At 49.1% G+C, this 14,799-nt stretch carries 12 protein-coding genes; 5 read left to right on the top strand and 7 right to left on the bottom strand.

What is annotated here, in order from left to right; translation table 11 throughout:
- Positions 1 to 41: 41 nt before the first annotated feature.
- From ITJ87_RS08660 to ITJ87_RS08645, 4 genes are all read right to left on the bottom strand, one after another.
- On the bottom strand, positions 42 to 929 hold the full coding sequence (locus ITJ87_RS08660; RefSeq protein WP_005826288.1) for a carbohydrate kinase: 888 nt from the start codon (positions 927 to 929) through the stop codon (positions 42 to 44).
- A gap of 234 nt (positions 930 to 1,163) precedes the next feature.
- Positions 1,164 to 2,330, bottom strand: a complete 1,167-nt coding sequence (locus ITJ87_RS08655) for an MFS transporter (protein WP_008663952.1) — start codon at positions 2,328 to 2,330, stop codon at positions 1,164 to 1,166.
- An 18-nt stretch (positions 2,331 to 2,348) separates the two neighbouring features.
- On the bottom strand, positions 2,349 to 4,163 hold the full coding sequence (locus ITJ87_RS08650; RefSeq protein WP_117965116.1) for a GH32 C-terminal domain-containing protein: 1,815 nt from the start codon (positions 4,161 to 4,163) through the stop codon (positions 2,349 to 2,351).
- 275 nt (positions 4,164 to 4,438) lie between these two features.
- On the bottom strand, positions 4,439 to 5,290 hold the full coding sequence (locus ITJ87_RS08645; protein WP_117965118.1) for a patatin family protein: 852 nt from the start codon (positions 5,288 to 5,290) through the stop codon (positions 4,439 to 4,441).
- Positions 5,291 to 5,385: 95 nt separating this feature from the next.
- Between ITJ87_RS08645 and ITJ87_RS08640 the strand changes: the two genes are divergently transcribed.
- Positions 5,386 to 6,585: an aminopeptidase C gene (locus ITJ87_RS08640; protein ID WP_061411214.1), complete on the top strand. Its 1,200-nt coding sequence runs from the start codon at positions 5,386 to 5,388 to the stop codon at positions 6,583 to 6,585.
- 44 nt (positions 6,586 to 6,629) lie between these two features.
- Here ITJ87_RS08640 and ITJ87_RS08635 read toward each other — a convergent pair whose 3' ends face one another.
- Positions 6,630 to 8,390, bottom strand: a complete 1,761-nt coding sequence (locus ITJ87_RS08635) for a 1-deoxy-D-xylulose-5-phosphate synthase (RefSeq protein ID WP_117965120.1) — start codon at positions 8,388 to 8,390, stop codon at positions 6,630 to 6,632.
- A 336-nt stretch (positions 8,391 to 8,726) separates the two neighbouring features.
- Between ITJ87_RS08635 and ITJ87_RS08630 the strand changes: the two genes are divergently transcribed.
- Genes ITJ87_RS08630 through ITJ87_RS08615 form a run of 4 tightly spaced genes read left to right on the top strand, consistent with a single transcriptional unit; the run spans position 8,727 to position 13,197 of the window.
- On the top strand, positions 8,727 to 9,620 hold the full coding sequence (locus ITJ87_RS08630; protein WP_117601570.1) for an electron transfer flavoprotein subunit beta/FixA family protein: 894 nt from the start codon (positions 8,727 to 8,729) through the stop codon (positions 9,618 to 9,620).
- A 4-nt stretch (positions 9,621 to 9,624) separates the two neighbouring features.
- Entirely contained in the window at positions 9,625 to 10,644 is a 1,020-nt protein-coding gene (locus tag ITJ87_RS08625; RefSeq protein WP_117965122.1) for an electron transfer flavoprotein subunit alpha/FixB family protein, read from the top strand.
- A gap of 14 nt (positions 10,645 to 10,658) precedes the next feature.
- Positions 10,659 to 11,480, top strand: coding sequence for an energy transducer TonB (locus ITJ87_RS08620; protein WP_117965124.1), 822 nt, complete (start codon positions 10,659 to 10,661; stop codon positions 11,478 to 11,480).
- 10 nt (positions 11,481 to 11,490) lie between these two features.
- Complete coding sequence (locus tag ITJ87_RS08615) at positions 11,491 to 13,197, top strand: acyl-CoA dehydrogenase family protein (protein ID WP_117965126.1); 1,707 nt, start codon at positions 11,491 to 11,493, stop codon at positions 13,195 to 13,197.
- 135 nt (positions 13,198 to 13,332) lie between these two features.
- On the opposite strand, the gene ITJ87_RS08610 is transcribed toward ITJ87_RS08615, so the two are convergent.
- Both ITJ87_RS08610 and ITJ87_RS08605 read right to left on the bottom strand, forming a co-directional pair.
- On the bottom strand, positions 13,333 to 13,626 hold the full coding sequence (locus ITJ87_RS08610; RefSeq protein ID WP_009036538.1) for a chaperone modulator CbpM: 294 nt from the start codon (positions 13,624 to 13,626) through the stop codon (positions 13,333 to 13,335).
- Positions 13,627 to 13,643: 17 nt separating this feature from the next.
- On the bottom strand, positions 13,644 to 14,612 hold the full coding sequence (locus ITJ87_RS08605; protein ID WP_117965128.1) for a DnaJ C-terminal domain-containing protein: 969 nt from the start codon (positions 14,610 to 14,612) through the stop codon (positions 13,644 to 13,646).
- Positions 14,613 to 14,799: the final 187 nt, after the last annotated feature.

The following is a 14,799-nucleotide window of genomic DNA, read 5'->3' as shown; positions in this document are numbered from 1 at the left end:
TGAGCAAAGATAACGAAAAATGTGAAAAGAATAAGAAAAATCTATGCCAGCCTTTCTTTCAAGGCCACCGGCAATTCCGGCATGGCACCGCTCTGGGTACATACATAGGCAGAGACTTCCACCGCCAGTTTATGGGCATCGGGCACCTGCTTCCCGCTGAGAATGGCAGCGGTGAAGGCTGCCGTGAACGAGTCACCGGCTCCAACGGTGTCCGCCACCGGTACCTTGGGCGTCTCCTGGAAGGAAACCACTCCCGGAGTGAACACATAGCTGCCGTTCGTTCCACAAGTCAAGATAAGCATTTTCAGGTTATATTTAGCCAGCAGAATCCAGCATTTGTCCTGCAAGTCGATGCCCGGGTAGCCGAAAATACGGCTGATGGTCACCAGCTCCTCATCGTTTATCTTGAGGATGTTGCAGCGGCGCATGGATTCGCAGAGTATCTCTTTGGTATAGAACCCTTGGCGGAGATTGATGTCGAATATCTTCAGTTGCCCCTCCGCATCGGGCATCGTGTCGAGAAAACGGTTGATGGTGATGCGGCTTGTTTCACTGCGTTGCGCCAAAGAGCCGAAACATACGGCACGCGTGTTCAGTGCCAGACGCTTCAGTTCGTCGGTAAAGGGAATGTTGTCCCAGGCCACGCCTTCTTTTATCTCATAGCACGGCACGCCCACGGCATCGAGCGTCACCTGCACCGTTCCCGTGGGGTAAGGCACGCGCTCAATCTGCGTGCGCAGCCCCTTCCGGGCGAACACATCCAGAATCTCGTCCCCATCCGCATCGGCACCTACGGCACTGACCACACGGCTGTCGAAACCAAACTGCGATGCATGGTAAGCAAAGTTTGCCGGAGCACCGCCTATCTTCTTTCCTTCGGGGAGGCAGTCCCACAGAGCCTCGCCCATACCTACTATTATCTTATTCATAATATTATATTGTTTAATGAATGATATATTTTATTCACGGCAAACTCAATGTCCTACCCACTGCAAACCTAATAAAAAAGTTCCTAACTATAGAATGAAAAGTTGCCAATTATCTATTAAAAAGTCTCTAAGAACTAAGGATTATCTCTATCCCAAGGCTTGGGATAGACATCCGCAACCTTGGGACAGATATCCGCAGCCTTGGGATATGTGTCCGCAGCCTGCGAACAAAGATTACCGCTTCATACGCAGCATATAGAAGAACAAGTACACTACCCCTACCGTCATCACAGCCACGGCACCGCTTTGTCCTACAGCATCACTTGCCAAGCCCATTGCTATCGGAAATACCGTACCGCCGAAGAGCCCCATAATCATCAAACCGGAAACCTCGTTCTTCTTTTGTGGCATAGCAAGCAACGCCTGAGAGAAGATAACCGGAAAGATGTTCGAATTGCCGAAACCGATAAGGGCAATGCAAATGTATATCATTGTCTTTTCATGGAAAACGAACAACCCTACCATCGCAGCCAACATACATAACACGCTGATGCCGAAGAAGGTTCGGGGAGCCATCTTCTGAAGAATGAAGGCGCCGAGAAAGCAACCCGCCGTGCGGAAAATGAAGTAAAGGCTGGTGGCAAAGCCGGCATCGGCCAGCGTCATGCCCAGACGCTCCATCAGGATTTTGGGCGCTGTGGTATTCGTACCTACATCAATGCCCACATGGCACATGATGCCCAGGAAGCAGAGAAAGATAAACGGCTTGCCCAGCAGGGCGAGGCACTCCCCGAAGGTGGAAGGGCGTCCCTCTTCCTTTTCCTCGCGGATGGAAGTACCGCTCAGCCAGAGAATGGCAATCACCGCAATGACCATATAGACCGGGAACAGCACCCTCCAGCCCATGCCCAGAGACGGAATGGCCTGCGTAGCTCCCCACATGGCGATGTATGGAGCCAGAAACGAAGCAATGGCTTTTACAAACTGTCCGAAGGTGAGCGAACTTGCCAGCCGCTCGCCGCTTACGATATTGGAAAGCAACGGGTTGAGCGACGTTTGCATCAGCGCATTGCCGATGCCCAGCAATGAGAACGAGAGCAGCATCAGCACATAGCCGTCTCCGAAAACCGGGAGAAGCAAAGAGGCAAACGTGATGACAAGGCTGAGAAGCACCGTCTTCTTGCGTCCGATGCGGTTCATCAGCATACCCGTAGGTACGGAGAAGATGAGGAACCAGAAGAACACCAGAGACGGGAATATGTTGGCTTGCGAGTCGGTCAGGTTCAAGTCGGCCTTCACGTAGTTGGAGGCGATGCCCACCAAATCCACAAAGCCCATGGCGAAGAAGCAAAGCATGACCGGAAAGAGCTTTGCCAAGGAAGAATTCTTAGTATTTTCCATGCTGAAGATTATTATCTGTTATTTTAATCCGAGTTTGTACACAGTAAACGAGGTGACATTGCAGCTTCCACCTTTAGCATAGAAACTGATGCGGTTGTAAGGTTCCGACGGGAATACAAGATTTGTCATGGCAAAACGTCCGTCGTTGCCAAACGCTTCAATGCTCGACTTGTCTACGAACAAGCGGAGTTTCATTTCATTGCCACCCTCGACAGGAGCCACGGTCACTGCAGGGAAGTCCTTGCTGAACGACACCTCACCACTCTTGGTACGGTCCATGGTGAACGTCTTTTCCGCCAGGTTATAGTACATCTCCACCTCCTCGCCTTTCGAGTTAAAGAGCTGGAATCCTATCACATCCGCATCCTTGTTCTTGATGGTCATTTCGATTTCATACGTTCCGGAATTGTCATTCAGCAGTTTGTCCAGATTATACGTGCGGTCTACCTTGAAAGCACGCTTCTTGCTGCCTTTATCCCTCAGTTTCAGCAATTCGGGAGACGGGGTTACCTTTACATAGGTTTCACCCTCCGAGGTATAGAGCGAAAGGTCGCGCGGCACGGAGTTGGCACTACGGTATTGGCGGGTGGGCACATCGTTGGCATATTGCCAGTTGCTCATCCATGCCAATGCAATGGCACGTCCTGCAGGAGCATTGCTCCAAGTGACAGTTGCATAATGGTCTTTTCCCAAGTCCATCCATTTCGTCACTGCGGGAGACTCGTTCACGAATCTCTTTCCGTCAAATGTCCCCACGAAATATTGTGTGGCAGAGCCACCGAACGGTCCACCCGGATTGAGGTTACAGACGAGTACCCACTTCTTCAGTTCCGTACCTTCAACCGGCAGTTCAAGCAGGTCGGGACACTCCCAGACTCCGCCGTGAGCACCTTGTCCTTCACCGAATTTGCTCTCCAGCGTCCAGTTCTTCAGGTCGGCAGAAGAGTATATCTCCATTTCCTGCCCTACGGCAAGAACCATGATCCATTTCTTGGTATCTTCGTGCCAGATGACTTTAGGGTCACGGAAGTCGCGCTGCGTGGAAGTCAGGATGGGATTTCGCGCATACTTCTTGAAGGTTTTTCCGTTGTCAAGGCTATAGGCCATGCTCTGCACTTGGCGGTCGCTTGCCGATGTATAGAAAGCAATGACGGCACCGGCACCGAACCCGGCCGTATTATCCTTGTCGACAACACAAGAGCCACTGAAAATTGTTCCCAACGCATCGGGCGAAATGGCATCTCCGTGATGCTCCCAAGTGACGAGGTCCGTACTGGTGGCATGTCCCCAATGCATGTTCCCCCACATGGAGCCGTAGGGATTATGCTGGTAGAACAAATGGTAGACCCCGTCTTTGTAGAACATTCCGTTAGGATCATTCATCCAACCGTAAGCCGGGCTGAAATGATACACCGGACGGAATTTCTCCCGGTTCGAAACATCGAATTCATCCGACAGTTTCATTTCTTCCCAGCATAAGGCCGAATCCGGAATAAGCTGGAAGTTGAAAGAGAGATGTTTATTATCGAAGCCGGTCAAATCGACCGGAACAAAATAGTCAACCTTATTGACTGCCAATCGCACGTTCATACTGCGTACAACATCATTGTCCGCTATCATATACAATTTTGCCTCCGGAGAAGCCTCTTCCACCGGCAGCAGCAAAAACTTCTTCTGCTCGTCAATTTGGACGATACTCTGTCCGTCACCCAGATGTTTAATCACGAAAGGAGGATTTATGGCCTGGCATGTGAAGACAGCCACGGTAGTTCCTAATATAAATACGGTAAGCGTCCTTCTGATTGTCCGCCAAAAGTCTTTTAAATGAATCATGTTTCCGTTGGTATTAAATTAATTATGTTTTTCTACCATGCAAAGATACGCCACCAAGCAGCAGGAGACTATCTTTTTTGTTTCAAAGCATACTACAAATGTTACATTCAGTCTAAAATAATACAATCCAAGCCTACCAGACAGCGTTCTCCCACGGTCTGTGGATTAGTTCTCCGATAGAAACAAAACAACAATCATCATCGATAACAAACGATTTTAGCAAATTAGGACACACAAAAAAAGGTATCCATTATACGAACAAGAAACAAGAACTGTCAAAAACGAAAAACAAACTGTTCCGCACACCGATATCCTTCTTCATAAAGCTCCGTCAGCTTCTTGATGTCACGCTCGATGCGGTCTACCACTACCGGCTTCTGTGGACGGATCACAACGATTTCCCCGGCGGCTTCCATCCGTTCCACCTGCTCCAACTGTTGATTATAGACAATGCTGCGGCGGTTGATAGCTTCACGCAATAGCGGATATTTCTTATATATAAAAGGTGGAACCTTCGTTCCCTGAATTTCCTTACGGTATCCATGATTGCGCGTCAATACTACCACATTATTGGTAAATCCATCCTGACGGGCACGCATCAAAGGGATACTGTCCACAATACCTCCATCCAGCATCGGGATGTTGTCCACGTAGGTAATGGGACAGACAAACGGCAGACTGCTCGAAGCACGTACAATATCAATGACGCGCTCCTTACTCCGCTTCTCCTCAAAATAGTTCGCTTCGCCCGTCTCGCAGTTGGTAGTTACCATCACATAGCGTTCGGGGCAATGAAAGTATGCCTCGTAGTCGTAGGGAAGTATGTGTTCCGGAAACTCCTGGAACAACAAGTCGAAATCCATGATATTCCGCTTCTTCAACAGATACTTCAATCCGATGTAATTGTATTTTTCCAACAAGTCGATATTGCTGTACTTGGCACGCCCGCGCTGACCGGACATATAGGAAAGTCCGTTGCAGGCTCCGGCACTGACGCCGATGGTATAGGGAAAGCGAATGCCACGATCCATAAAGTTGTCGAGCACACCGCAAGTGAAGACGCCGCGCATACCGCCACCCTCCAAAACAAGACCGCTATGGTCGTCGATACGTATTATTTTCTCCATAAGTGTCGGAATTAACGCTTCAAAGATAGCTTTTGTTTACGATATTCTACCTATATTTGCAGTTGCAACAATAAATCTATAACATTTTAATTATGATGAAGAAATCAATACTGATGGCTGCATTGGGTTTATTAAGTTTAAACACAATAGCACAAGACACTCTGAAAGAGGAAGGTTTCATCTTTACGACCGTAAAAGAAAATCCGATCACTTCTGTTAAGAACCAGAACCGCGCCGGTACATGCTGGTGCTATTCCGGATTGGCATTCATCGAATCCGAACTGCTCCGCATGGGCAAAGGCGAATACGACTTTTCTGAAATGTTTATCGTACACAACACCTATCTGGACCGTGCCGACAAGGCAGTGCGTACACATGGTGACGTTTCGTTCTCACAAGGCGGTTCGTTCTACGATGTAATTTATGGTATGAAAACTTTCGGTCTGGTGCCCGAAGAGGAAATGCGTCCGGGCGTTATGTATGGCGACACGCTAAGCAACCACACCGAATTGACAGCCGTATCTGATGCCGTAGTGGCAGCCATTGCCAAGGGAAAACACCGCAGCCTGCAAACAGACCAAGACAAGAATCCGCTCTGGAAGAAAGCCATTACCGCTATCCACGATATTTATCTGGGCGAACGTCCCGAGAAGTTCACCTACAAAGGCAAGGAATATACTCCGAAGTCTTTCTATGAATCTACCGGACTGAATGCAGATGACTATATCTCACTGACTTCCTATACCCACCATCCCTTCTACCAGCCGTTCGTCCTAGAAATACAAGACAACTGGCGTTGGGCTTCTTCCTACAACTTGCCTATCGACGAGTTGATGGAAGTGTTTGACAACGCTATCAATAAGGGTTACACCATTGCATGGGGTAGTGACGTAAGCGAACAAGGCTTCACACGCGACGGTATAGCCGTAATGCCCGATGCAGAAAAGGTGCAAGAACTGAGCGGTTCTGACATGGCACACTGGCTGAAAATGAAACCCGAAGAAAAGAAACTGAACAGCAAGCCTCAACCGCAGAAGTGGTGCACACAAGAAGAGCGCCAGCTGGCATACGACAACTGGGAAACTACTGACGACCACGGTATGCTGATTTACGGTATAGCCAAAGACCAGGAAGGCAACGAATACTATATGGTAAAGAACTCTTGGGGTGAAGCCGGAAAGTACAAAGGTTTGTGGTATGCTTCCAAAGCTTTCGTGCGCTATAAAACAATGAACATCATTGTGCACAAGGATGCACTGCCTAAGGATATTGCCAAGAAACTGGGTATTAAATAAATAAAAGAAGGAGATGCATCAAACTGCATCTCCTTTTTCAATTCTTAACAAATCCTACAGATATCTTCCACAATCTGCGGAACCGTCAACCGGTTCTTCTTCAACTGTTCCTCCACATCGTAACGGTCGATAAACTCTTTCTTCACACCATAGTTCAGTACCTTCATATCCGACGGACCGTAGTAACGGGCAATCTTCTCGCCAAAGCCACCGTCCAGCACTCCGTCCTCAAGAGTAATGACCAGTGTATGGTCGAGCTTCAGGTCATCGAGCAAAGCCTCGTCCACACCCGTGATGTAGCGGGGATTGACAAGCGTGGCATCCACTCCTTTCTCTTCCTTCAACCGGGCAGCCACAGCTTCGCCCAACTGATAGAAAGAGCCCAGTCCCAATATGGCGACCTTCTCTCCACGATGAGACACCTCATAACGGTTCAGCGTCTTGCCGTAATCCTTCTCTGGTTCTACATTCCTGCGGACAACCCCATTGGCCGGCACGCGAATGGCAACCGGATGTTCCGTCTGACGGATGCCCCACTCCAGCATTGCCATATACTCCTCACGGCAAGTAGGTGCCAGATAAACCATATTCGGAATATTGCCGATAACCGGAATATCGAAAAGACAAAGATGGGTAACGTCATTCATACTCGACAAGCTTCCCCAGAAGACAAGAATCAGTGCAGGATTATTGTTGATGCAAAGATCCTGGGACAACTGGTCGTAGGCGCGCTGGATAAAGGTGCTGTAAACCCCGAATACCGGTTTTCCACCTCCGGCAGCAATGGCAGAAGCCATGGCAACAGCCTGCTCTTCGGCAATGCCCATATCAATGAACTGCCGCCCTGCCTCTTTGCGGCGCTCCGGTGTAAAGCCAAATACCGTAGGTGTACCTGCGGTGATACCCACCACAGTCGGGTCTTTCTTCATCTCCTGCAACAGATAACCGGCGGTAAGGTCGGCATAGTCTTCACCCTTCCCAGGCTCACCGGTCAGATTGCCGGTCTCAAGGTCGAACGGAACACTGTAATGGAAACGTTCTTTCTGCTCTTCCGCCAATTTGTATCCCTTACCTTTCAAGGTATTGATATGTACCACAACCGGATGCTTCTTGTCCTTCACTTCACGGAAAGCCTCTATCAATTGCTCCACGTCATTGCCATCCTTCACATAGAGATAATCATATCCCATTGCCTTAAAATAGTTGCAGGGAGCCTGACCCTCCGTTTCGCGCAACTGTTGCAGATTGCGGTATAGCCCGCCATGATTCTCGGCAATGGACATCTGGTTGTCGTTGACAATGACGATGAAGTTCGTGCCCAGTTCGGCACCTACATTCAATCCTTCGAAGGCTTCGCCACCACTTAGCGAGCCATCGCCGATGACGGCAATCACATTACCCGTCTCCCCCTTCAAGTCACGCGCCTTGGCAAGCCCGCTTGCCAGACTGACGGAGGTAGAGGTATGCCCGATGACGAAGAAGTCGTGCTCGCTTTCCGACGGTTCGGAATATCCGGAGACTTCGTCATACTCGTCCGCATTCATAAACGCTGCCCGGCGGCCTGTCAATATCTTATGGGTATAACTTTGATGGGACACGTCATAAACTATCTTGTCCGTTGGTGAATCGAACACATAATGCAGGGCTATGGTGGCTTCTACCATTCCCAGGTTGGGACCTACGTGTCCTCCGTGGGAGCTCAACTTGTTTAACAACACCTGGCGGATTTCTCCACCCAATCCGTTCATTTCGCTGACTGATAACTTTTTCACGTCAGCAGGGGAATTTACTTTTTCAATATACATATTCTATAATAGCATTTAAGTAGCGATACTTGTTTATCCGATGCCGCCCGTCGTGCAGGCCTCATCCGGACGCTGCAAAAGTACAGAGGAAACGGGAACGGAAAGGTAGATAAATTACCGGTTTTATTACCTTTTTTACAGATATAGAGCCAACTGATATTTGCGCAAAATCTCTCAACTTGTGCATTTTTCACCCCATTTTCTTGTCAAACCCAACTCTTTCCGTAAATTTGCAGGCTGATAATGAGTTAACCGGCCAATTTCAGTAGCAGGATTCTACTACTCCTATTCCCGGCACTGACATACAAAGAAATACTAATACTAATAATTAATAGCATGAGTTTGAAAATTGTTGTATTGGCAAAACAAGTTCCCGACACACGCAACGTTGGGAAAGATGCCATGAAAGCCGACGGAACCATCAACCGCGCGGCACTCCCTGCCATCTTCAACCCCGAGGATCTGAACGCTCTTGAACAGGCTCTCCGACTGAAAGATGAACATCCGGGCTCCACCGTTACCATCCTGACCATGGGACCGGGACGTGCAGCCGAAGTTATTCGTGAAGGACTTTACCGTGGTGCCGACAACGGCTATCTGCTGACTGACCGCGCTTTTGCAGGTGCCGATACACTTGCCACTTCGTATGCCCTTGCCACAGCCATCAAGAAGATAGGCGACTATGACGTCATCATCGGCGGACGCCAGGCCATCGACGGTGATACCGCCCAAGTAGGTCCGCAAGTTGCCGAAAAACTGGGACTGACGCAAGTGACCTACGCAGAAGAGATTCTGAACGTGGACAAAGCTGCCAAGAAGATTACCGTGAAACGTCATATCGACGGTGGTGTGGAAACCGTTGAGGCTCCCCTGCCCATCGTCATCACCGTAAACGGAAGTGCCGCCCCCTGCCGCCCACGCAATGCCAAACTGGTGCAGAAGTACAAACGCGCCCTCGGTGCCCAGGAAAAAGCTGCCATCACCAAGGAAGGCGCTGAGCTTGCCTACGCCGACCTCTACGAGAAATATCCCTATCTGAACATCACGGAATGGAGCGTTGCCGACGTGAACGGCGACCTTGCACAATGCGGTCTGAGCGGCTCGCCTACCAAGGTGAAGACCATTCAGAACATCTCATTCCAAGCCAAAGAAAGCAAAACGCTGACGGGCAGCGACAAGGATGTGGAAGATTTGATTGTTGAACTGTTAGCCAACCATACGATAGGATAAGATTATGAATAATGTAGTTGTATATTTAGAGATAGAAGGCACAACAGTTGCCGACGTCAGTCTCGAACTCTTGACCAAAGGTCGTAAATTAGCCAATCAGTTGGGCTGCCAACTGGAGGCAGTTGCTGCCGGAAGCAATCTGGCAGGCATTGAAAAGCAAGTATTACCCTACGGAGTAGACAAACTCCACGTATTCGACGCTCCGGGCTTGTTCCCCTATACTTCCCTTCCCCACTCCTCTGTCCTCATCAACTTGTTCAAAGAAGAAAAGCCGCAAATCTGTCTGATGGGCGCCACCGTTATCGGTCGCGACCTCGGTCCGCGCGTTTCTTCCGCTTTGACCAGCGGACTGACCGCCGACTGTACCTCACTGGAAATCGGCAACCACGAAGACAAGAAGGAAGGTAAGACCTACGAGAACCTACTGTATCAAATCCGTCCCGCATTCGGCGGTAACATCGTTGCCACGATTGTGAATCCCGAACACCGCCCGCAGATGGCAACCGTTCGCGAAGGTGTGATGAAGAAAGAGATACTGGACGCTGACTATAAGGGCGAAGTCATCAACCACGACGTTGCCAAGTACGTGCCCGAGACGGACTATGTGGTAAAAGTCATCGACCGCCACGTAGAAAAGGCAAAACATAACCTGAAAGGCGCTCCCATCGTGATTGCCGGAGGCTACGGCATGGGAAGCAAGGAAGGTTTTGACATGTTGTTCGAGCTTGCCAAAGAACTCCATGCTGAGGTAGGCGCCAGCCGTGCTGCCGTCGATGCCGGTTATGCCGACCATGACCGCCAGATTGGCCAGACCGGTGTCACTGTCCGCCCCAAACTGTATATTGCTTGCGGCATCAGCGGACAAATCCAGCACATTGCCGGTATGCAGGAAAGTGGTATTATCATCTCCATCAACAATGACGAGAACGCTCCCATCAATACGATTGCCGACTACGTCATCAACGGTACGGTGGAAGAGGTTATCCCGAAGATGATAAAATATTATAAATCACACAGTAAATAACAATAAAGGTAATCATGAAAGGGCTGATTCTTATATTTGTTCTTCTTTCAGGTATATCTTCCGCTATCGCTCAAGAGAAACTCTGGTTGGACAAGAATTACCAATGGACGGACGACCCCATCCAAGCAGTCAGGTATGCTCTTGTTTCCAAGATAAACAAAAAGTGCATCAAGGTGGAAGAGTATGCTTTGGAAGGACAAAAGAAGGATGTCTGGCATTTCTCCGAATACAAAAGCAATCCCCGCAAAAGGATAAGGGAAGGCTTGCATACATCATTCTATGCAAACGGCAAGGACAGCCTGACAGAAGTATATAGAGACAATCGCTTGGAGGGGCAAACCATGGTGTATTATCCCGACGGTGCCATACATCTGGCCCGGAGCTACAGTGATGGGAAACTTGACGGAACACTCCTGCAATACTATCCCGATGGAAAACTTCGTAGAAAGGAACACTATTCAGAGAATCAGTGCACCGATGGAAAGATGTTCGACAAGCACGGAACTGAAATGGCACATCAGCCGTATTTCGTATTTCCATCCTTCCCCGGAGGAATAGAGAACCTCATGAAACTGGTGGCCAATGTTACCAAATATCCGGAAGACGCCTGGAAGCAAAAGGCAGAAGGAAGGGTAATCCTGCAGTTTGTTGTAGACGAAGAAGGCAAGATGACCTATCCAAAAATCCTCCAGTCCGTGCGCTATGACATCGATAAAGAAGCCATACGTGCTTTCAAGGCCATTGCCGACGTCTACCGTTGGTCGCCCGGCTATCAGGACGGAGAGGCCAAGCGAGTGAAATTCACAATGCCCCTATACTTCAGAATACCTAAATAACCAAGAAATTATGGCAAATTTTTATACCGAAGTTCCCGAATTGAAGTATCATCTGAACAACTCGATGATGGAACGTATCTGCGAACTGAAAGAACGCGGTTACCAAGACAAAGACAAGTATGACTATGCTCCGCAGGACTATGCGGACGCTATGGACTCTTTTGACAAGGTACTTGAAATCACCGGAGAGATTACCGGAGAGATTATTGCTCCCAATGCCGAAGGCGTGGACGAAGAAGGTCCCCACTGTGCCAACGGCCGCGTGGAATATGCCAGCGGCACTAAGCAGAACCTCGACGCCATGGTAAAAGCTGGCTTGAACGGTATGACCATGCCGCGCCGTTTCGGTGGCTTGAACTTCCCGATTACTCCGTACACCATGTGTGCGGAAATCGTTGCCGCCGCCGATGCCGGTTTCGGTAACATCTGGTCACTGCAAGACTGCATCGAAACGCTCTACGAATTCGGTAACGAAGACCAGCACAGCCGTTTTATACCACGTGTCTGTGCCGGAGAAACCATGTCTATGGACCTGACAGAACCGGATGCCGGTTCCGACTTACAGAGCGTAATGCTGAAAGCGACCTATGACGAGGCCAACAACTGCTGGCGCCTGAACGGTGTGAAGCGTTTCATCACTAACGGTGATGCCAATCTCCACCTCGTACTGGCACGTTCAGAAGAAGGAACGAAAGACGGACGTGGCTTGTCCATGTTCATCTACGACAAGAATGAAGGCGGTGTAGACGTGCGCCGCATCGAGAACAAGCTGGGTATCCACGGCTCTCCCACCTGCGAACTGGTTTACAAGAATGCAAAGGCAGAGCTCTGCGGCGACCGCAAGCTTGGTTTGATTAAATACGTTATGGCTTTGATGAACGGTGCCCGTCTGGGTATTGCCGCACAGTCAGTAGGTCTTTCACAAGCTGCCTACAACGAAGGTCTGGCTTATGCCAAAGACCGCAAGCAGTTCGGCAAGGCTATCATCGAATTTCCAGCTGTATATGACATGCTGGCTATTATGAAAGCTAAGCTGGATGCAGGACGCTCCTTACTGTACCAGACTTCCCGCTACGTGGACATCTACAAAGCGCTGGACGACATTGCCCGCGAACGCAAACTGACTCCGGAAGAACGCCAGGAACAAAAGAAGTATGCCAAACTTGCCGACGCCTTCACTCCGCTGGCTAAAGGTATGAACTCTGAATATGCCAATCAGAATGCTTACGACAGTATTCAGATTCACGGCGGTTCAGGCTTCATGCTGGAGTATGCTTGCCAACGTATCTATCGTGATGCACGTATTACTTCTATCTACGAAGGTACTACTCAGTTGCAGACCGTAGCTGCTATCCGTTATGTAACAAACGGCTCATACTCTGCCACCTTGCGCGACTACGAGCAAGTGCCGTGCAGCGAAAAAATGCAACCGTTGATGGACCGCATCAAAGAGATGACCAACAAGTTCGAAGCCTGCACCAATGCGGTAAAAGAGGCACAGAACCAAGAATTACTGGACTTCGTGGCACGTCGCCTCTATGAGATGGCTGCGGTATGTATCATGTCGCATCTCATCATCCAGGATGCGACAAAGGCTCCCGAACTGTTCGGCAAATCGGCTCTGGTGTATGTGAACTATGCAGAAGCCGAAGTGGAAAAACACTTTAACTTCATCCGTAAGTTCAAAGCAGAAGAGCTGGAAAGCTACCGCAAATAAACGCATTGCTTGACAAGACAAATATAGCGGGCACCGGAGTAGCTAAACTCTCCGATGCCCGCTTGTTTTTTCTGAAAAATTTCCTGCTTGCTCCTTCTTAAAGGGACAAAAGCTCTCAAAGAGACGAAAGGAAAATTAATACTCTCCGTGCAGCCTCAGCCTGCCGCGCAGCGAGTGTATCTCCCGCTGCATCTCTTCCATCCTTGCCAGCAGATGATGGATGGCATCAATCCCTTCCATATTGATAGAAAGGTCGTAGTACATACGGCTGTACCGTTCCACATCCGGCAACTCGGAGAAAGGAAGATAACGTTCTCCACCTTCCTGCTCCACATCTATCAGCCCACTTTCGCACAACATATCAATAAAAGTGGGCTCTATATGACACTTGTCACAATATTCGCTGATGACAATCCATTCGTTCTGCATACTCCGTTCTCCTTTCATTAGTTCATACCCTTAATTTTACGGAACATCTCTTTCTGCTGTTCCGTCAGATTCGTCGGCAACTTCACGGAATAAGTCACGATGAGATCGCCAAACTGTCCCTCCTTCTTATATACGGGAAAGCCCTTGCCCTTCAGACGTACCTTAGTCCCGTTCTGGGTTTCGGGTTTCACCTTCAGCTTCACCTGACCATCCAAAGTATCCACTAACTGGTCGCCACCCAGCAGGGCTGTATAAAGGTCAACGGTCACATCTACATACAAATCATCTCCCAAACGCTTGAATACCGAGTCATCCGGAATCACAAACGTGATGTACAAGTCACCAGCAGGACCTCCGTTGATACCCTCGCCACCATAGCCTTTCAGTTTGATGACCTGTCCGTTGGCCACACCGGCCGGAATGGTAATACGCACTTGCTTACCATTCACCGTCAATATCTGTTTATGGGTCTTCGCAGCCTCACGAAGCGATAGGTTCAAATCCGCATGATAATCCTGCCCGCGGAAACCGGCATTGGCACCGCCTCCGCTGCGCGTACGATGACCGAACATCTGTTCGAAGAAGTCTGAGAAACCACCGGCATTACTGCCCGAAAATTCCTGACCGTCGGAAGAATACCAATACGTACCGCCTCCGTCCGTACCAAATCCCGCACCGGAACCTCCAAAACCGGCACCGCCAAATCCCCCGAAGCCCCCAGCTTGCTGCTGTGCCCGCTTCTGCGCCTCAAACTCGTCGGCATGTTTCCAGTGTTCACCATATTCATCATATTTCTTTCTCTTTTCAGGATCACTCAGCACCTCATTCGCCTCGTTGATAGCCTGAAACTTATCCTTGGCCGTAGCATCGTTCGGATTCAAGTCAGGATGGTACTTGCGCGCCAACTTGCGGAACGCTTTCTTGATGTCATCCTGAGATGCCTTTTTGTCCACTCCAAGGACCTGATAGTAATCAATATAAGCCATAGTCTATTAGTTTTATTGTCTAAATACCATAAAACAAATAACACGCCAATTTGTTTTACGCATTACTAAAATAGGTAAACGAAAATTAAAAAGCATCATCAAGCATAATAATTACGTGATAAACAAACATTTAGTTTCAACCAGACACTTATTTCACGTCTATAAAATACCAAAATAGTGTAAACGA

The sequence above is a fragment of the Bacteroides sp. HF-162 genome, assembly GCF_015679285.1.
Taxonomy (GTDB): Bacteria; Bacteroidota; Bacteroidia; order Bacteroidales; family Bacteroidaceae; genus Bacteroides; species Bacteroides uniformis.
The sequence above is the reverse complement of the archived record's forward strand: the minus strand, read 5'-3'. Positions and strand labels throughout refer to the sequence as shown.

Bases quoted from the DNA above. Each gene is read 5' to 3' on its own strand.
- ITJ87_RS08605 (WP_117965128.1), bottom strand. From the start codon at position 14,612: ATGGCTTATATTGATTACTATCAGGTCCTTGGAGTGGACAAAAAGGCA.
- ITJ87_RS08635 (WP_117965120.1), bottom strand. From the start codon at position 8,390: ATGTATATTGAAAAAGTAAATTCCCCTGCTGACGTGAAAAAGTTATCA.
- ITJ87_RS08615 (WP_117965126.1), top strand. From the start codon at position 11,491: ATGGCAAATTTTTATACCGAAGTTCCCGAATTGAAGTATCATCTGAAC.
- ITJ87_RS08610 (WP_009036538.1), bottom strand. From the start codon at position 13,626: ATGCAGAACGAATGGATTGTCATCAGCGAATATTGTGACAAGTGTCAT.
- ITJ87_RS08620 (WP_117965124.1), top strand. From the start codon at position 10,659: ATGAAAGGGCTGATTCTTATATTTGTTCTTCTTTCAGGTATATCTTCC.
- ITJ87_RS08645 (WP_117965118.1), bottom strand. From the start codon at position 5,290: ATGGAGAAAATAATACGTATCGACGACCATAGCGGTCTTGTTTTGGAG.
- ITJ87_RS08630 (WP_117601570.1), top strand. From the start codon at position 8,727: ATGAGTTTGAAAATTGTTGTATTGGCAAAACAAGTTCCCGACACACGC.
- ITJ87_RS08640 (WP_061411214.1), top strand. From the start codon at position 5,386: ATGAAGAAATCAATACTGATGGCTGCATTGGGTTTATTAAGTTTAAAC.
- ITJ87_RS08660 (WP_005826288.1), bottom strand. From the start codon at position 929: ATGAATAAGATAATAGTAGGTATGGGCGAGGCTCTGTGGGACTGCCTC.
- ITJ87_RS08655 (WP_008663952.1), bottom strand. From the start codon at position 2,330: ATGGAAAATACTAAGAATTCTTCCTTGGCAAAGCTCTTTCCGGTCATG.
- ITJ87_RS08650 (WP_117965116.1), bottom strand. From the start codon at position 4,163: ATGATTCATTTAAAAGACTTTTGGCGGACAATCAGAAGGACGCTTACC.
- ITJ87_RS08625 (WP_117965122.1), top strand. From the start codon at position 9,625: ATGAATAATGTAGTTGTATATTTAGAGATAGAAGGCACAACAGTTGCC.